Source organism: Bacillus sp. FSL R9-9530, assembly GCF_038008145.1.
In the GTDB taxonomy this organism is placed as follows: Bacteria; Bacillota; Bacilli; order Bacillales; family Bacillaceae_G; genus Bacillus_A; species Bacillus_A mycoides.
The window spans coordinates 3,315,981-3,334,859 of the sequence record NZ_JBBOYO010000001.1 but is presented as its reverse complement, the minus strand read 5'-3'; the positions used below and the strand labels follow the sequence as shown (position 1 = coordinate 3,334,859).

Below are 18,879 nucleotides of genomic sequence, written 5' to 3'. Positions count from 1 at the left end.
AAAAGACGCTTCTAATTGTAGAAGCGTCTTTTTTATTTACTATTCCATCATATGTGCAATTTTCTTAGAGAACATAAGAAGTACTAATCCTAGCACGATTACGATAACACCGATGCTTGCGAATACTTCTAAATATCCTAAAGATTGAGTGAAAGCAGCTAATTGTCCTGCTAATAAGTTTGCAAAGCCAGTACCAGCTAACCATACACCCATTAATAAAGATGCTAATTTAAGAGGTGCGATTGCACTTACCATAGATAATCCAATTGGTGATAAGAATAATTCACCGATTGTGTGGAACATGTAAGTGAATACAATGAATAGTAAGTTTGCTTTCATTGTAATGTTACCTTCATCGCTACCAGTTTTTAGAACGGCTAAAGTTAAAACTAAGTACCCGATTCCTAGTAAAATCATACCAAAAGCCATTTTTGTAGGGATTTTTAAATCACCATTTTTTGTTTTTGAAAGTTTAATCCATAATGCAGAAACTGGTAATGCTAGTAAGATAATGAATAGTGGGTTTACAGATTGGAACCAAGGTGTTGGAATTGTAAATCCACCAATTGTACGATCCACGAACTTATCTGTGTAAAGTGTTAAAGAACTACCAGCTTGTTCAAATCCTGCCCAGAAGAATACAACGAAACAAGTTAAAATTAAAATTGCAGTTGTACGCTTTTTCTCTTGTGTTGTTAAAGGTTTTTTCTCAATAGGTTTTGCATTTTGTTCTTTAGATTTTTTACCGACAACAGTTGTTCCGATAGACCCTAAGTAACGAGGTGCTAAGAAATTAAAGGCAATCTGTCCAATAATCATACCGATACAAGCTGTTAAGAAACCGTATCTATAATCTGTGAAGTAACCACAAATGAATGGAGCGATAAGAGCTCCTAAGTTAATTCCCATGTAGAAGATAGTGAAGGCACTATCACGACGAGAATCGTTGTCGCTATATAATTGACCTAGTAAAGTCGAGATATTTGGTTTGAAGAATCCGTTACCGATAACTAATAATCCTAATCCTAAAAATAGTCCAGTTTTCGTGTTCATTGAAAATAGTACGAAGTTACCAATCGCCATAATGATACCGCCGATGGTAATGGCATGTCGTTTCGTAATGAAATGGTCAGTTAACCAGCCACCAATAATCGGTGTGAAATATACAAGCATTGTGAAAATACCGTAAATTTGAACTGCAACTGCTTTATCAAATCCTAAACCGCCACTTACTAAGCTCGTTGTTAAATAAAGAACTAATAAGCCACGCATTCCGTAATAACTAAATCTTTCCCATGCTTCTGTAAAGAACAACAAATATAATCCTGGTGGATGTTTTTTTGGTGATTGTTGCTCTCCAGCTTTGTCTAATTTTAAAGCTGCATCCATGTTTGTTTCCCCCTAATCCTGTATAACGGATATTTATGTAATTATTTTAATTCACAAAATATTTAGAAGTCAATAGAATTATATGGAAATAGCAAGAAAATTTCTGAAAAAATCTATTTTTCTTCAACCGTTATTGTATTTTTCCCTGAAAACAAGATAATAAGCGTTTTCAAATGTAGTAATTGAATTCTAAAATGAAGTAAAATAGTGATAAATCAGAAAATTTAGATTAGAATATTTATTCTGATATAGAGAAAATATTCTATATTTACTTTTATAATATAACATATCGGGAATAAAAATACAAAATGAAATAATGTGACACTTCAGTGAAATGAAAAAAAACAGCTCCATAAAAGAGGGAGCTGGTTACAATGAAATTATTTAACAAAGCGTTTTTCAATGTCGTCTAGTAGTAAGTTAGCAGCCATTACACCGCCAGCTGTATTCCAAATAACGTCGTCAACTTTGTATGCTTTTCCGTTCTTTACTGCATTTAAGTTTTTAAAGAGAGGATCGTTTATATATTCTTTTTCTAGTTCAGAACCTTTTTTCTCATTGCCTTTATCGAATGTGAAGTAGAATAATACATCGCCATCCATTGCCGAAATACGCTCTTTAGATACGTTACGTTCTGCGAAATCATCTTTGTTTTGATCTCCAGGACGTTTAAATCCAAGTTCTTTTAAAATAACACCAGAGAATGTATCGCCATGATAAATACGAACATCACCAGGCATAAAGCGTACCATAGAAATTTCTTGATTTACTGTATCACCAAGTTTGCCTTTTAAATCTTCCATACGTTTTCCGTAATCAGCTAAAACTTTTTGACCTTCTTTTTCCTTATTTAAAGCTTTTGCATAAAATTTGAAGTTATCTTTCCATTCACCACGTAATGTTTCCGAGAAAACAGTAGGTGCAATAGCTTTTAATTGCTCATACACTTTTTCGTGGCGCATTTTGTTACCGATAATTAAGTCTGGTTTTAAAGAAGCGATAGTTTCAACGTTAACTTGTCCTTCATCGCCAACAACTTTTACATCTTTCATTTTATCCTTAATATGCGGATACCATGGGTCACCCGTCCAAGACTTTACAGCCCCAACTGGTTTTACACCTAATTCGAGTAAAGCTTCAGTTCCTTCATTAGTTAAAATAACTACACGTTTTGGATTGGCAGGAACTTCTGTTTTACCCATTGCGTGCTCAACCGTAATCATTTCTTTTTTATTATCTTCTTTTGTTGATTCTTCTTTGTTATTTGATTTTCCACAAGCACTTAAAAGAAGTGAAAAAGCTAGTAAAAATACAAATACTGTAAACGATTTCTTTTGCATGAAATTCATTATGTACCCCCTACATGTTGAGAATATTTTTCAATAGCAAGCATGATGTTAAGCCTTTATCTTTGGATTGTCAATATATATTACTGAAAATAGTTCTCATTATCGTTGACAATGAGAATTAAGTTGAAATACACTTACAACGTATCATTATACATTGAAGGGGAAACGCTGCATGTTATTAAAAACAAATCAAGCAAAATGGATTGGATTACTTGTTGGAATCATTGCAGTCGTTATTTGTATTTGGGGAAGCATTATTTTCGGATATACAAATACGAGCTGGAAATTAGCTTTAGATGCTTTTTTCCATTTTAATGGTTCAAATGAGCATATTATTATTCAAAATGTGCGTCTACCAAGGGCGTTAATTGCAGCAAGTGTTGGTGCTAGTTTAGCCATTGCAGGTTGTTTAATGCAAACTTTAACAAAGAATCCGCTTGCTTCTCCAGATTTTATTGGATTAAATTCAGGCGCTGCGTTCTTTATAGTTGTAGCAATTGTACTCTTTTCCGTGACATCATTATCAGCTTTCACATGGATTGCCTTTTTAGGAGCGGCAGTTGCAGCAGTACTTGTATTTGCCTCTAGTTCTTTAGGAAAAGAAGGGACAACGCCTCTTAAGTTAACATTAGCAGGTGTAGCGATAAGCGCTTTATTTTCATCATTAACACAAGGGTTACTTGTATTAAATGAAAAAGCATTTGAAGAAGTGTTATTTTGGCTTGCCGGATCTGTGCAAGGAAGAAAGTTAGAGATTTTACAATCAGTATTCCCGTATTTATTAATAGGCTGGATTGCATCTTTTATGATGGCAGGGAAAGTAAATACATTAATGATGGGGGAAGATGTTGCAAAGGGGCTCGGACAACGAACGATTTTAATGAAATCATTCGTGTTACTTATTATTGTACTGTTGTCTGGTGGTTCAGTTGCGGTTGCTGGTCCAATTGGATTTATTGGCATCGTTACTCCTCATTTCGCAAGAGCTCTTGTTGGGGTAGATCACAGATGGAGAGTACCCTATAGCGGATTGTTAGGTGCAATACTATTAATCTTGGCTGATATAGCAGCAAGATATGTCATTATGCCACAAGAAGTACCAGTAGGGGTTATGACAGCATTTATCGGGGCCCCATTCTTTATTTATATTGCACGTAAGAGAGGGCTTAGCAAATGAAGAAGTATATTCCGTTTCGTATTGGAAAAGGCGAGCTCTCGTTTTTAATGTATAAACGAGCTTGTCTCGTCTTATTGAGTTTACTAGTTGTTTTAATAGGATTATTTTTTGCGAGTGCAGGTATGGGGGATATGAAAATTGCTCCTTATGACGTATGGCAAGCGATTACCGGAAATGGTGATGCGATGTCAAATATGGTTGTAAATAAATTTCGTATGCCGCGTATTTTAATTGCTATCCTCGTAGGAATTGCGCTTGCGGTAGCGGGCTGTATTTTACAAGGGCTCGTTCGAAACCCACTTGCTTCTCCTGATATCATCGGAATTACGGGCGGGGCAAGTGTTGCAGTTGTACTCTTTTTAGCTATATTTAGTGATAAAAACAATGCGTTAACAGTAAGCATTCATTATATGCCGCTAGCAGCTTTTGCTGGGGCAACAATTGTAGCGTTTTTTGTATATTTATTTGCCTGGAAAAATGATGGATTATCACCGATTAGTCTTGTTTTAATTGGTGTTGGATTTTGGGCATTAACGAAAGCAGCAACAACTTTATTTATGTTGTTAGCACCAATTTATCAAGCAAGTCAAGCGAATGTATGGATCACAGGTACTGTTTATGGCTCTTCGTGGCAAAATGTTATGGTACTTGCGCCGTGGGTTCTCATTTTAACGACAATATCATTTATCGCTGCGAGACATTTAAATGCACAAGAGCTAGGGGATGATATAGCAGTGGGACTTGGTGTTCCTTTAACGAAGTCGCGTGTATTTATGTTGTTACTTAGTACAGCTTTAATTGGCGGGGCAGTTGCCTTTGCAGGAGGAATTGGATTTGTTGGTTTAATGGCACCTCATATTTCGCGAAGATTAGTTGGCTCTTTCTACGGTGCATTGCTCCCAGTTGCGGCGATTATCGGTGCAATTCTAGTACTCGCTGCAGATTTAATTGGGCGTACAGTTTTCACACCACTTGAAATTCCAGCAGGGGTATTTACATCAGCAATTGGTGCACCTTATTTTATTTATTTACTTTATAAAAGTCGGAATTCATAAAGGGAGATGAATATGCAAAAAGCATTGGAGACGAAACGCTTGACGCTGTCGTATGGTGAAACGATTATTATTGATGAGCTGAATTTAGAAATTCCAAAAGGGGAAATTACAATCTTCATCGGTTCTAACGGTTGTGGGAAATCAACTTTATTACGTTCACTAGCTAGATTATTAAAGCCAACAACCGGTGACATTTTGTTAGATAATCAAGCAATTCAAAGTATGCAAACGAAGCAAATCGCTCGTCAAATGGCGATTTTACCGCAAGGGCCACAAGCACCGGAAGGACTTACGGTATTACAACTTGTAAAGCAAGGACGTTATCCATATCAAACATGGCTGAAGCAATGGTCCGAAAAAGATGAGGAAATGGTACAAAAAGCGCTTGCTGCAACGGGTATGACAGAATTTGCTGAGCGTGATGTTCATGCCCTTTCAGGTGGACAACGTCAACGTGCTTGGATTGCAATGACCCTTGCACAAGATACAGATATTATTTTGCTTGATGAGCCGACTACATATTTAGATATGACGCACCAAATTGAAGTGTTAGATTTATTATTCGAATTAAATGAAACAGAGAAAAGAACGATTGTTATGGTATTGCACGATTTAAATTTGGCATGTCGTTATGCAGACAACATTGTCGCTATTCAAGATAAACAAATATATGCGCAAGGTAAACCAGAAGAAGTTATTGACCAGAAGTTAGTTCGGGATGTATTCCGTATGGAGTGTCAAATAAGCGCTGATCCGTTATTTGGGACACCGCTCTGTATCCCGCATGGAAGAGGAAGACGTGTATTTAAAGAGGCTGTTCAGGCGATGAGATAACGAAAAAAGACGATGAGGATTCATCGTCTTTTTTATTTTCGGCAAGAAAATAATAGAAAAAGGGGAATACGTAAACGTCGTTCATATTCTCCTTCATCTTGAAAACAGTTTCGATTTGGTGTAGCTTCTTTTAAGCTTGTAATCGTAAATCCGGCTTGTTGTAATAATGTAAAATATTCTTCCGTAGTCCGGTGATATTTAATAACTTCTTGATCAATCCATGGCTCAACTCGTTTTCCTGTTTCGAAATAATCATCGACGAGCCAACTAGTTCTTTTACCACTCGTTTGCAAGCTTTCAAATGAAGAGGTAACAACGGGATGTTGAACGCTAAAGGTGAAGGTTCCGTTTGTTTTTAAAGTTTGAAACACATTTTGAAAAATGATATCAAGGTGTTCAATATAATGTAAGGCGAGTCTAGATGTTACTAAATCAAAAGTAGAAGGAGGGTATGTGTAGTCTTTGAGGTTTAAAAAATGAACGGTGCCATTTTTATTTTCTAGTTGTTTTTTAGCTTTTTCATACATAAGCTCGGAGCCTTCAATACCAGTGTAAGAGTGGCATCCATGTTCTAATAATTCTTCGCCGAATTTAGCATCACCACAACCTAAATCGAGGATTTGTTTTCCAGTTACATTGCCAATGAGCTGAAAGAATGCTGGTTTTTCAAGGGATTCGTTTGGACTATTTTCTCGATATCTTCGCTGCATATATTGCTCTAAAAACGATTCGTTATTATATACATCAGATTCAGTAAACGCCATTTTAAAAGCCTCCTAAATATTTTTTTAATTCTATCAAATATGAAAAGTAAATGATAGATTTCTTGTAATGAATCATTTATAATCTAGAATTGTAAGCGGTTTCTTTAAACTATTTTTCTATAATAAATTCTGAAAACGTGTTAAGCTAGTAGAGGGATTATTAGAACTATTAAGATAATAATCCGCTTACATGAACGATGGGAGGCTTCACGATGTCTAGTAAAACACTTGCAAATTTTTTAGAAGAAAATTTAGAGGATTTAAAATCAAAGGGGCTTTATAACGTAATTGATCCGCTTGAAAGTCCAAATGGGCCGATTATTACAATTAGCGGAAAAGAATATATTAACTTATCTTCAAACAACTACCTTGGATTAGCGACTGATAATCGCTTACAAGAAGCAGCAATTGGTGCAATTCATAAGTACGGCGTTGGAGCAGGAGCTGTTCGTACAATTAACGGTACTTTAGATTTGCATATTAAATTAGAAGAAACAATTGCAAAGTTTAAACATACAGAAGCAGCAATTGCTTATCAATCAGGATTTAACTGTAATATGGCAGCGATTTCAGCTGTTATGGATAAAAATGATGCGATTCTTTCAGATGAATTAAACCATGCATCTATTATTGATGGTAGTCGTCTATCAAGAGCGAAAATCATCGTTTATAAGCATTCTGATATGGAAGATTTACGCAAAAAAGCAATCGAGGCAAAAGAATCAGGTCTTTATAATAAATTAATGGTTATTACAGACGGTGTTTTCTCAATGGATGGAGATATTGCAAAATTACCAGAGATTGTTGAAATTGCAGAAGAGCTGGATTTAATGACATATGTAGATGATGCACACGGTTCAGGTGTACTTGGCAAAGGTGCAGGTACTGTAAAACATTTCGGCCTTTCTGATAAAGTTGATTTCCAAATTGGTACATTATCAAAAGCAATTGGGGTAATTGGTGGATATGTAGCTGGGAAACAAAACTTAATCGATTGGTTAAAAGTGCGTTCACGTCCATTCTTATTCTCAACAGCTTTAACACCAGCTGATGCAGCTGCTTGTATGAGATCAATTGAAATTCTAATGGAAAGCACAGAGTTACACGATCGTTTATGGGAAAATGGTCGCTATTTAAAACAAGGGTTAAAAGAACTTGGCTTTAACATTGGAGAAAGTGAGACACCAATTACGCCTTGTATTATTGGTGATGAAGTATTAACACAAGAATTTAGTAAACGTCTAAATGAAGAAGGCGTATACGCAAAATCTATCGTATTCCCAACCGTAGCAAAAGGAATGGGACGCGTTCGTAATATGCCTACAGCAGCTCATACGAAAGAAATGCTAGATGAAGCAATTCGTAAGTATGAAAAAGTAGGGAAAGAAATGGGTATCATTTAAGTAACGACATCTTTTGAATAGCTTGCAAATGGGGAGTGGGAAAAATGAAAAAAATTCTAGTAACCGGTTCTTTAGGGCAAATTGGTTCTGAACTAGTAATGAAACTTCGTGATGTATACGGCGCATCAAATGTTATTGCAACAGATATTCGTGAAACAGACAGTGAAGTAGTAACGTCTGGTCCATTTGAAACGTTAGATGTAACGGATGGACAAAAATTACATGATATTGCAAAGCGTAATGAAGTAGATACAATTATTCATTTAGCGGCTTTACTTTCAGCAACTGCAGAAAAAAATCCGTTATTTGCTTGGAATTTAAATATGGGCGGACTTGTAAATGCATTAGAAGCAGCACGTGAATTAAACTGTAAGTTTTTCACGCCAAGTTCTATCGGTGCATTTGGTCCATCAACGCCAAAAGATAATACACCACAAGATACAATTCAGCGTCCTACTACGATGTATGGGGTAAACAAAGTAGCAGGAGAATTACTATGTGATTATTATCATCAAAAGTTTGGCGTTGATACGCGCGGTGTACGTTTCCCAGGCTTAATTTCTTACGTAGCTCCTCCAGGAGGCGGAACAACTGACTATGCAGTTGAAATTTATTATGAGGCGATTAAAAAAGGTACATACACCTCATACATTGCAGAAGGAACATACATGGACATGATGTATATGCCAGATGCTTTACAAGCAATCATCTCATTAATGGAAGCTGATCCAAATAAACTAGTTCATAGAAATGCGTTTAACATTACAGCAATGAGCTTTGAACCAGAGCAAATTGCAGCATCAATCCGTAAACACATTCCGAACTTTACAATGGATTACGCAGTAGATCCAGCTCGTCAAACAATCGCTGATAGCTGGCCGAACTCTATTGATGCAACAGCAGCAATGAAAGAGTGGGGCTTTAAAGCAGAATATGATTTAGACAAAATGACAACTGATATGCTGGCTAAGTTAAAAAAAAAGCTCGCATCTGAGTTAGTAATGAATTAATAAGAAGAGCCGATTCTTAGGAATTGGCTCTTAATTATTTTAGGAAGGGAGAAAAGCAACATGCAAAGAGTTGATGTTGTATATGCATTAATACACGATAGCGAAAAAGATAAAATATTAATGGTACATAATATAGAACAAAACGTTTGGTCATTGCCAGGCGGGGCTGTTGAAAAAGGTGAAATATTAGAGGAAGCACTAGTAAGAGAAGTGAAAGAAGAGACAGGTTTAACTGCTGCGGCAGGTGGACTTGTTGCGATCAATGAAAAATTCTTTGAAGAACTAGGGAATCATGCGTTATTTTTTACATTCCGAGCAAATGTTGTAACAGGTGAACTTGGTGCAGAAGATGAAGAAGAAATTTCCGCAATCGAGTGGGTAGATAGAAAAATTGCGAATGAGCGATTCCCATACTACGATGGAGGGTTCGAATTATTATTAGAAGTTTCCATTCCATACAAGTTTCAACCAGAAACAAAGTAAGTTAACGAAGAAAAACAGGAGCCTCGGGGCTCCTGTTTTTCTATTCAATCGTCTTCAGTAATAGTTTCTTCAACAATGGTTTAATCTTCAGGCGTAAATCTTCAGCATGATTTGCAACTAAGAAGTGATGGTTATAAATGTTTTTCATTAGTTGATAAGTCGCTTCTTTCGCTTCGCCTTCTTCGATAAAGATTCCGATTACTTCCATACCACTTTTACGAGCAAGTTTGACTGCTTCGTGCGTATCTAAAATTCCGTCTTGTTGATAGTCTAGTGCAGAAGGTTCACCGTCTGTAAAGACAAGTAAGAATTTATGTTTTTCTGGTCTTTTCGCAAGCTTTTCGGAAACGATACGAATAATATACCCGTCGCGGTTATCTTCTTCTTCGCGAAGTTGCATAATTTCTGGACCGACGTTTTGTAACGTTGAGTTTTTATACGTAACAACTTCATGGATAACGTTCGGTTTATCTTCAGGTTTAGCACTAGAAGCATCTTCCCAAAATCCACTAATAGCGTGCGGAATTTTTAAAGATTTTAAAGCTTCATGGAATAGGACCACACTCTTCTTCGTTTCTTCCATTTTGTTATACATAGAACCAGAGCAATCCACTAATAGTTGGAATGCAACGTCGAGCTCTTGTGATTCTTGTCCTTTTTTATAAAACATACGCGGCTGCTTTTCAGTATAAATACGAAGGAATTTCTTACGAAGCCTTCCGTAATATTTATCACTGTTTGCATTCGTTTTGTTTTCAATTGTTTTTTCGATAATTTTCTTTAATTCTTTTACATCTTTATTAACGACTGATTTGATAGCTTGGTAATCTTTTTTCTCATCAGGATTCGATTTGCGAGCTTCTTTAAATGTATGAGAAGCTCCCACATTATACTTGCCGTATGCACCGTCGTTTTGGCTAGAAGCATGAGACGCTCTTGCTTCCTCTGTATCAGCACCATCAAAGTTAGATTGTGTACTTTTTTGGGAAGTACCTTGTACAGAACCAAGTGCTTGGTCACCATCTTCTGATTCACGAGCAGTATCACCCATCATATTTGTTTTTGTTCCGCTTTCTAAATCAAAGCGTAAAAAGTTCTCGTTTTCATTGTTTTTATTTTCACGGTGCCATGTCGAGAAGCTTTCATCCATTTTGTTTTTGTTATCATCGTCATCTAGGAGCTGCGTATCATCATTTGCTAATTTTTCAGCGCGACTGTCTTTCTCATCTGCAATCACAGATAAATAAAGCGGTGCATGTCCGAAATAATTATTAAGCATATCACTTTCAAGAAGTCCTTCTAAACGATAGCGAATTTTCTCAACAATATACATAATATCGTCCGTATTACGAGCTTGGAATGTTTCATGCAAAATTGATTCAATTTGCTCGAAATATTCATTATTAAACATTTCATATTTATCACTCGTTAATGAAAGATAGCATAGACAAAATAGACGATCACCGTGATAGTTACGAACACGATTGATTTCATTTTGTGAGCCAAAGTAATTGCGATACATTTCTTTTCGGCGTTTAAAAATATGTTTTGTGCCAGGACGTAAATTTTTGACGATTTCCTCAACACGTAAATCTTCTAATAGAACAAATAATTGTGTTAAAAACTTTTTTAGAGGCGATTCTTGTAACTCAATCGCATAAGAACGAATTAAAGTCATGTCCGAGTAATGTTTATTACCAAGTGCCTTTAAGAACACTTCGCTTTTTAATCCGATTACTGTATCCTCTTCTTTTCGATCATCCCAAAAGTGACTAATGACAACCTTTTTTTCAATTTCGTCGTAGTATGCTTTATAGCCATACTCAAGATAGGCATCGTCTTCTTTTAGAAGAGCATACATTAAGTTTTCCATTTGTAGAAACAGCGACGCATCAATTTTTTTGTCACTAAAAATTTGTCTCATGAATTATCCCTCAAAGAAATAACTTTCTGCTAATTCACGGACAGTCATTTGTTCTGTTTCATCGTTTAATTTTGCGATAATACTACGTTCAATTGCACGCATAACAGGAATATATACACCTAAATCACATGCATCGATAATGCCACGAATACTAGCTGCTTCTTCACTTACGCGCCCATCACGAGCTAAAGGCATAAGATCGCTTGCGAATGCAACGAACTTTTCAATTGTTGCAACATCATTTAATTTTGATTCAGATAGTAATAGTTCTTTTAATGTATCACCTTGAATGTAAGGAACTTCAATAATAACGAAACGGTTTTTTAACGCTTCGTTTAGTTCACTTGTACCAACATAACCTTCGTTAATCGCAGCAATTACGCGATATTCGTCATCACCGTATACAACTTCTTGTGTAAATGGGTTTGTAATCATTTTACGGTAATCTAACGCACCATGAAGAAGTGGTAACGTTTCAGGTTTTGCCATATTGATTTCATCGATATAAAGGAAATGACCGTTTTTCATTGCCTTCATAAGAGGACCGTTAACGAACGTAACTTCAGATGCGCCGTCTTTCGTTTGTAATGTGTTGTATCCTAAAATACCTTCTACATCTAAGTCGACAGAACAGTTAATGCTATGCATTGGTTTTTGGAATAAAGAAGAAAGAGTTTCCGCTAGTACTGTTTTACCACTACCAGTTGGTCCTTTTAATAGAATGTTTTTACCAAGTAAAAGTGCTGTAATGGCATCTTCAATAATGCTGTTATCAGATGCTTTATATATTTTCTTGCCAATTAAATGTGCATTTTCACCAGCTTCTTGTTTATTCTTTTCATGAATTGTAGAAAGCTGCTGTTTTAAATCAGAATGTATATGAAATTGTTCTAACATGTATTTCCCACCTAACATTATTTTCATAAAGTAATACATCTTATGATAACTTGTTTTAATATGGTATGCAAAGAAAAGGAGAAGGGGGAAATATAAAAGAAAAAGCAATCAATATCACATTGATTGCTTATAGTAAAGGAGAAATGAGTCGCATAAAGGACTCTAATATTCGTTTTTTGATACTTCTTTTTTGGAACGAGTTCCATTTAATTTCAGTGGAGTGTTTAAAGTCTTCTTCAAAATCGCGTTTAATATCATGAACGGTTTCTGATTCATATAGTACGCTAATAATTTCATAATTCAATTCAAAGCTACGTACATCCATATTTGCTGTTCCGATTGTTGCAATTTTATCGTCAACGAGTACAATCTTTGCGTGCATAAATCCATCTTTATAACTGTAAATAGAAGCACCAGCTTTTAAAAGTGGAGTGAAATAGGATTGAGATGCTTGATCGCTAATAATACTATCACTCTTACCAGGATATAAAATGCGTACATCTATGCCAGATATTGCACTTAAGCGTAATAATGTTAAAGTTTCTTGATCCGGAATAAAGTATGGTGTAGCGATCCAAATAGATTTTTTGGCTGAGCCCATAACAGCTAGTAATGTATTACGAATACTTTTATCATCTGAGCTTGGTCCACTTGCTACAATTTGCACCGCACCTTCTGCATCCGGAATTTCTTTTCCTGGGAAGTAGTGTCTATTCATAAATTGATCCCAAGAATAAGTATTCAATCCACTAGACGCATAAAGCCAATCTTCTAGAAAGATGGCTTGTAATTTATACAATGCTTTTCCTTCTATTTTTAAATGACTATCACGCCAAACAGGGAATTTTTTTGAGCGACCAAGATATTCATCACCGACGTTGAGCCCTCCGGTAAAACCAATTTCTCCATCTACAATGACGATTTTACGGTGATTACGATAATTAACGGTCTCGAGTAACCAAGCTGAAAAAATAGGGTCAAATTCGACAATTTCAATTCCAGCTTTTTTCATAGGTTGTAAAAATCGTCGTCTTAACGTATTACTTCCGAGTCCATCATAAAGGAAGCGTACAATAACACCATCTTTTGCTTTTTGTATTAAAGCATCTCGTACTTTTGTACCAATCTCATCAGATTTATAAATATAGTATTGAATATGTATGTGATGTTTTGCATTCTCGATTGCGTTCAAAATTTCTGAAAAGGTTTGATCACCGTTTGTTAAAAGTTTTGTTGTCGTTCTATCTGCGGCAGGCCCGCCTCCGAATTTTTGTACGACTTCTGTTAAATGTATAGAACGTTCATGTAATGGGACTGTGAGTGATAATTCTAGTCGTCTTCCTTCTAATATTTCGCGGAATAACTTTCTTTGTTCTTCTGAACGATGAAGATGTTTTTTTCTTCTCCAACGGCTACGCCCGAAAATAGAGTATAAAAGTACACCTACAACAGGAAGAAGTGCTAATACTAAAAACCACGCTAAGGTACTTTGGGGTGATCTATTTTCGATAAAAATAACGAATGAAATTCCTACGATTGTGATGGACCATAGAGCACCAACAAACGTATATAACGAAATAACCGATGTATTTAATAGAAAAAGAACGATAGATACGATTGTAAATATTAATAATAATTGAACGATAGGTTTCTTCATTTCTATAAAATTCCTCAAATCTTTCTTAAATATAGACTTCTTATATAAAAGGTGTAATCTGACATTCTTATTATAAAGTGTTTTGTTTTTTTTACAAAATATAGACATTTTCCCCATGCTTTCCGCATTTGTCCTACATACAGTATATTATTACATTTTTATATAGAAAAGGGGATGAATAAAATGTACGATCTTCCATTTGGTGGATTTGTACATTCTCCATTTTTAGGAGGAGGATTCTTTCCTAGAAGGGGCTTTACTTAGTCCTGCGTTTGGTTATGGCGGATATTGCTATCCATACTATACGGATTATTAACAGTATCCTTACTATTCATACAACACATATTAAAGTAGGGAAATTGAAAAGGAGAGGAAGAAAAATGAACTATATGCTAAATCACGGAGGATATTATCGTAATCATCATGGTGGGGGAGGGCATAATCACCATGGAGGACACAATCATTATGATCATCATCATCATCACGGTGGTGGATGGGGCTGGGGTGGCGGCTCGTGGGGCGGAGGATTTTTCCCAGGAAGTTTTGCTGGAGGCATGTTAGGTGGGCTTACAGCTGGCGCATTAACGGGTGCGGCAGGTGGAGGCTACTATCCAGCACCGTACCCAGTAACATACCCAGCACCATATCCAATGCCATACCCGGGTTATCAGCAAATACCATATCAGTATTAAACTAAAAAAGAGGATATCCTCTTTTTTAGTTTAATAATTTATTTATAAAATATTTCCAAAAACAAGGTGAAAATATGTTAATATTTTGTTATTATAATTCAATATGTTAAATGCAAATTTTGGCTTTATCCCGCTATTTGTGGGCAGTAAAACCCCCACCTCAAAATTCAGCTGGAACAAAGAAGTTAGGTGGAAGCCCTGCTACCCGTAAAAGCCCGATTGGTGATCAGTTGGGATGAACAAACCCCCCACTGATTAAAGTTTCACTTTATATTATTATTCGTGAATCGTTGCATTTTGTATATTAATCTCTATTTCATTATGTATCGGCAGTTAGATTTACATCTTAACATTTAATGAAATAAAAGAGGTTAGGTGTGAGGTCGTATTAGTAGGGAGCAGAGGCTAATAGTGATGAAATTGTCACTTTACAAATTCAAAGAATGTAAGAGAATACTGTATAATAAGCTTAGATAAGTAGAGAGATGAGAAGCTTCTACTATAATTAAAACAGCACCATATTGCTTTTTTTTATAAATAATATTATGTTATTTTAATCGGCCTATTTAGAAAAAAATTGTGATTTATCCCGCATTAACGGGCAGTAAGACTCCCACCTCAAAATTCGGTGAATGTGAGGAAGTTAGGTGGGAGATAAAAGCCCGATTGGTGAAGGCTAATAATCAGTGGGGGATGGACAATCCCCCCCCACTGATTAAAGTTTCATTTTATGTAAAAGCGTATTGTTAGAAAATGAAATATCTCTATTTCTATGAAGAGAAACGAGTTGTGTTTTAGTCAGATAGGAAGCAAGGAGAGGTGCGCATGCTAGAACAAAGAGGTCATGCATTATATGACTCTTCATTGCAAGATTTAAAATTAGCATTAGATGAGTCTTCAATTGTTGCTATTACAGACCGAAATGGTCTTATTACATATGTGAATGATAAATTTTGTAAAATCTCAAAATATAAAAGAGAAGAGTTAATAGGAAAAGATCACCGTATTTTAAATTCCGGATATCATCCGAAAGCATTTTTTCAAATCCTATGGAAGCGTATTTTGAGTGGAAAAGTCTGGACAGGGGAAATTCGAAATCAAGCAAAAGATGGTACGTATTATTGGGTTAAAACAACAATTGTTCCATTTTTAAATGAAAAGGGAGAACCTTATCAATTTATTGCAATTCGAAATGATATAAGTAGTAGGAAAGAAGCAGAACAAAGATTACGATTAAGCGAAAGTCGTTATAGGGAACTTGCTTATCATGATGCGTTAACAAGTTTACCGAACCGTTTACAGTTAATTACGACTGTAAATAAGATGATTGCAGAGAAAATAGAGTTTGGCATGATTTACTTTGATTTAGATCGTTTTAAATTAGTGAATGATACGTTAGGTCATATGATAGGAGATTTACTTTTAAGCGAAGTTGCTTCACGGTTGCATTATGTGCTAGGAGAGAAAGATGTTCTGGCTAGGCTTGGTGGCGACGAATTTGTGCTGTTAACAAAAACTCATACACATGATGAGATGAGGCAGTTAGCGACATCCGTGTTATCATGCTTTCAAGCGCCATTTATGCTTGAAGGTCATGAAGTATATATTTCAGCTAGTCTAGGACTTTGTTCCTATCCGCAAGATGGAAAAGACGTTGAAACGTTATTAAAAAATTCGGATTTAGCCATGTATAGTGCGAAAGAGCAAGGAAGAAATGCGGCGTGCTTCTTTACAGATGAATTACGTGCGAAAATAAACCGTAGAATGAAAATAGAATTTGCTTTGCAAAAAGCGATTCGTGACGAAGAATTAAAAGTGGCATTACAACCCATTATTGATTTGAAAACAAAGAAATGTACTGGTATTGAGGCTTTAGTACGATGTAAGACAGAAGAAGGTCCTATTTCACCAAGTGAATTTATCCCTGTAGCTGAAGAGTGTGGACTTATTATAAAACTAGGAGACTGGGTACTAGAAAAGTCATGTCGACTGTTTAAAACTTTACCAGATTATCAAGAGGGACTGAAGTTATCTGTTAATTTATCAATACAACAATTGATGCAAAAGCGATTTATTTTATCTGTTCGTAGTATATTGAAGCGAACAGGGTTTCCGCCAAATCGTTTAATATTAGAAATAACAGAAAGTATAGCTGTACGTCATTTTGATTATATTATTGCTACATTACAAGAATTAAGAAGTATGGGAATTTTAATCGCTTTAGACGATTTCGGAACAGGGTATTCCTCATTATATTATTTAAAACAACTACCACTTGATATTGTGAAAATTGATCGTAATTTTATTCGTGAGTTTCATTATGATCATGCACAACCAGAGCGAACGATTGTAAAATCGGTTATTGAAATCGCCCATAGTTTAAATTTATTAGTGGTTGCTGAAGGGGTAGAAACGGTAGAACAAGAAAGTTTATTAAAATCAATGAGTTGCGACTTTGTACAAGGTTTTTATTATGCGAAACCGTTAGATATAGGGGAACTAAAAGAAAAGTTATTAACTGATTTTTAATAAAAAAAGAGAAGCGAAAAGCTTCTCTTTTTTATTGTTTTTTTTGTGAATCTTTCATTAAAACTGGATAAAGAATAAGACCTAATACAAACAAACCAATGCCTAAGAAGAATGTTTTTAAATCAGCAGTTCCCGTTTTAATAACCCATATAGAATATAAAAATGCTAATGCAGTAATGATTCCGTCTTTTATTCGAGATCCCGGCATTATATCATACGTTTCCCCCGTAATAACTAATTTTAACTGATACAAGGTAGAAACAAGGTACGGGATTAAATATGCTAATGTCGCTACAACAATAGCGAAATTATATGCTTCTGAAACAGTACCAGAAATCGTTGAGAATAAGAAAATTTGCGTCATCACATTTGTAATAAATAATGATTTTGAAGGACTACCTTTTTTATTTGTTTTACTGAAAAACTTAGGGAAAAGGCCATTTTTAGCAGCCTGGTAAGGTACTTCTGAGCTAACAACGATCCATCCTACAGTAGAGCCGAATAAAGATACGAGTGCAAGTAAGGCCATTATATAAGCACCTTTAGTACCAATTGCTAAATTTAATGCATCTACTAATGGTTTTTGAGACTCTTTTAAAGCGTCTTGTGGAAGAGCGCCCATTGTTAGTAGAGTAATTGCCATGTAAATAAGAAGAGCGATGATTAATCCGAAAATCGTAGCTTTCTTAACATCGTGCTGAGATTTTGCACGGTTAGAGAGCATAACTGCTGACTCAATACCGATAAACGCCCAAAGTGTTGCAATAGCAGCGGAATTTATTTGTCCACCCAACGAAATAGGTTGTCCAGCTTCATTCATAAATGTTTGACCGTCCCCGAAATTAGAGGCATTGAAAATGAATAATGTGATTACAATAAACATTGTAAATCCAATGATTTTAGCGATTGTTGCCAGAAGGTTCATATTTCCGGCTCTATCAATATTTTGAGAAAGAATATATTGAATTCCCCATAGCATCATACTACATACTATGAAGGTTAAAGCTTTTCCAAGTTCTAATGAAAATCCGTTTGTTGAAAAGAGAATTTGCTTACTTTGTAAAACTGGGAAGAATGTTGATAAATATCCTGCAAAGGAAATAATTACAGATGCTGTAGCAGCCCAGTTAGCAGCCCAGTATCCCCAAGCCATACTATATCCTGCAACTTTACCTGTCTTTTGAGAAGTAAACATTGCTTGGGCGTAACTTTGTGGTCCTGCTTTTAATTCTGGTTTACGAATTGCTAAATTTCCAAATACGAGTGCAATCATAAATACACCAAGTCCTGTAATACTCCATGCCAGTGTAGATCCCATTGGACCTGATACGTGTGCTAAATTTGCTGGGAGCATAAATACGCCACCGCCAACCATATTCCCGATAACAAAAGCTGTTAAAATCCATAATCCCCATTTTTTCGTTTCCATTTTTGTTAACTCCTTTGTAGTAAGTTTTGCTTAAACATCATTTTTTACTAGCATTTTTGGCAATAAAAAAAGAGCCATGTAGATAAAAAATACCTACATGGCTCTTTGCCAAAGCGTAGGTACAACGGGAATAACCCTTGTACCTACGCGTAATTTTTCCGCTAGGTTTCAAGGGTTAAGTATGATGATGATGTTTTTGTGCAAATGTAACTACAGTTGTATAAGTAAGCATAGTTCCTTGCTCCCTTTCTCCTCTGATTTTGAAGTTAGTATACTACATGTTTTTT

General features: G+C 35.6%; 15 protein-coding genes. 8 read left to right on the top strand and 7 right to left on the bottom strand.

Translation table 11 applies throughout. The annotated features are described in order from the left end of the window. Nucleotides 1–39: 39 nt before the first annotated feature. The gene (locus MKX66_RS16770; protein WP_061674012.1) at nucleotides 40–1,389 is read right to left on the bottom strand and encodes a peptide MFS transporter; all 1,350 of its coding nucleotides are present in this window, start codon (nucleotides 1,387–1,389) and stop codon (nucleotides 40–42) included. Nucleotides 1,390–1,769: 380 nt separating this feature from the next. After that, nucleotides 1,770–2,738, bottom strand: coding sequence for an ABC transporter substrate-binding protein (locus tag MKX66_RS16765; protein WP_002125165.1), 969 nt, complete (start codon nucleotides 2,736–2,738; stop codon nucleotides 1,770–1,772). Nucleotides 2,739–2,910: 172 nt separating this feature from the next. Here MKX66_RS16765 and MKX66_RS16760 point away from each other — a divergent pair, with 172 nt between their 5' ends. From MKX66_RS16760 to MKX66_RS16750, 3 genes are read left to right on the top strand one after another with little or no spacing between them, the layout of a single operon-like run. Beyond that, entirely contained in the window at nucleotides 2,911–3,915 is a 1,005-nt protein-coding gene (locus tag MKX66_RS16760) for a FecCD family ABC transporter permease (RefSeq protein ID WP_002029732.1), read from the top strand. Continuing rightward, a complete protein-coding gene (locus tag MKX66_RS16755; protein ID WP_002125167.1) occupies nucleotides 3,912–4,970 on the top strand; it encodes a FecCD family ABC transporter permease in 1,059 nt (352 codons plus the stop codon). Before MKX66_RS16760 ends, MKX66_RS16755 begins: the two co-directional genes overlap by 4 nt. Before the next feature lie 12 nt (nucleotides 4,971–4,982). Then, nucleotides 4,983–5,804 carry an ABC transporter ATP-binding protein gene (locus tag MKX66_RS16750; protein ID WP_002188271.1) on the top strand — a complete coding sequence of 274 codons (822 nt, stop codon included), beginning with the start codon at nucleotides 4,983–4,985 and terminating at the stop codon, nucleotides 5,802–5,804. A 32-nt stretch (nucleotides 5,805–5,836) separates the two neighbouring features. On the opposite strand, the gene MKX66_RS16745 is transcribed toward MKX66_RS16750, so the two are convergent. Beyond that, the gene (locus MKX66_RS16745) at nucleotides 5,837–6,568 is read right to left on the bottom strand and encodes a class I SAM-dependent methyltransferase (RefSeq protein ID WP_326997117.1); all 732 of its coding nucleotides are present in this window, start codon (nucleotides 6,566–6,568) and stop codon (nucleotides 5,837–5,839) included. 212 nt (nucleotides 6,569–6,780) lie between these two features. Here MKX66_RS16745 and MKX66_RS16740 point away from each other — a divergent pair, with 212 nt between their 5' ends. The 3 genes from MKX66_RS16740 to MKX66_RS16730 are packed head-to-tail and all read left to right on the top strand — an operon-like array spanning nucleotide 6,781 to nucleotide 9,464. Then, the gene (locus tag MKX66_RS16740; RefSeq protein ID WP_078180279.1) at nucleotides 6,781–7,971 is read left to right on the top strand and encodes a glycine C-acetyltransferase; all 1,191 of its coding nucleotides are present in this window, start codon (nucleotides 6,781–6,783) and stop codon (nucleotides 7,969–7,971) included. Nucleotides 7,972–8,015: 44 nt separating this feature from the next. After that, complete coding sequence (locus MKX66_RS16735; protein WP_033708778.1) at nucleotides 8,016–8,981, top strand: L-threonine 3-dehydrogenase; 966 nt, start codon at nucleotides 8,016–8,018, stop codon at nucleotides 8,979–8,981. A gap of 60 nt (nucleotides 8,982–9,041) precedes the next feature. Beyond that, nucleotides 9,042–9,464 carry an NUDIX hydrolase gene (locus MKX66_RS16730; protein WP_002029727.1) on the top strand — a complete coding sequence of 141 codons (423 nt, stop codon included), beginning with the start codon at nucleotides 9,042–9,044 and terminating at the stop codon, nucleotides 9,462–9,464. Between the two features lie 40 nt (nucleotides 9,465–9,504). On the opposite strand, the gene MKX66_RS16725 is transcribed toward MKX66_RS16730, so the two are convergent. From MKX66_RS16725 to MKX66_RS16715, 3 genes are all read right to left on the bottom strand, one after another. Continuing rightward, nucleotides 9,505–11,388 (bottom strand): vWA domain-containing protein, encoded by a 1,884-nt coding sequence (locus MKX66_RS16725; RefSeq protein WP_341086766.1) that lies wholly within the window; start codon nucleotides 11,386–11,388, stop codon nucleotides 9,505–9,507. Between the two features lie 3 nt (nucleotides 11,389–11,391). Then, on the bottom strand, nucleotides 11,392–12,285 hold the full coding sequence (locus MKX66_RS16720; protein WP_000892986.1) for an ATP-binding protein: 894 nt from the start codon (nucleotides 12,283–12,285) through the stop codon (nucleotides 11,392–11,394). A gap of 127 nt (nucleotides 12,286–12,412) precedes the next feature. After that, nucleotides 12,413–13,942, bottom strand: coding sequence for a cardiolipin synthase (locus MKX66_RS16715; protein WP_002010479.1), 1,530 nt, complete (start codon nucleotides 13,940–13,942; stop codon nucleotides 12,413–12,415). A gap of 380 nt (nucleotides 13,943–14,322) precedes the next feature. On the opposite strand from MKX66_RS16715, the gene MKX66_RS16710 reads away from it, so the two are divergent. Both MKX66_RS16710 and MKX66_RS16705 read left to right on the top strand, forming a co-directional pair. Then, nucleotides 14,323–14,634: a hypothetical protein gene (locus tag MKX66_RS16710; protein ID WP_033733777.1), complete on the top strand. Its 312-nt coding sequence runs from the start codon at nucleotides 14,323–14,325 to the stop codon at nucleotides 14,632–14,634. 825 nt (nucleotides 14,635–15,459) lie between these two features. After that, the gene (locus tag MKX66_RS16705) at nucleotides 15,460–17,163 is read left to right on the top strand and encodes a putative bifunctional diguanylate cyclase/phosphodiesterase (RefSeq protein WP_002010499.1); all 1,704 of its coding nucleotides are present in this window, start codon (nucleotides 15,460–15,462) and stop codon (nucleotides 17,161–17,163) included. Between the two features lie 31 nt (nucleotides 17,164–17,194). Here MKX66_RS16705 and MKX66_RS16700 read toward each other — a convergent pair whose 3' ends face one another. Next, the gene (locus MKX66_RS16700) at nucleotides 17,195–18,592 is read right to left on the bottom strand and encodes an amino acid permease (protein ID WP_002010500.1); all 1,398 of its coding nucleotides are present in this window, start codon (nucleotides 18,590–18,592) and stop codon (nucleotides 17,195–17,197) included. Nucleotides 18,593–18,879 lie beyond the last annotated feature (287 nt).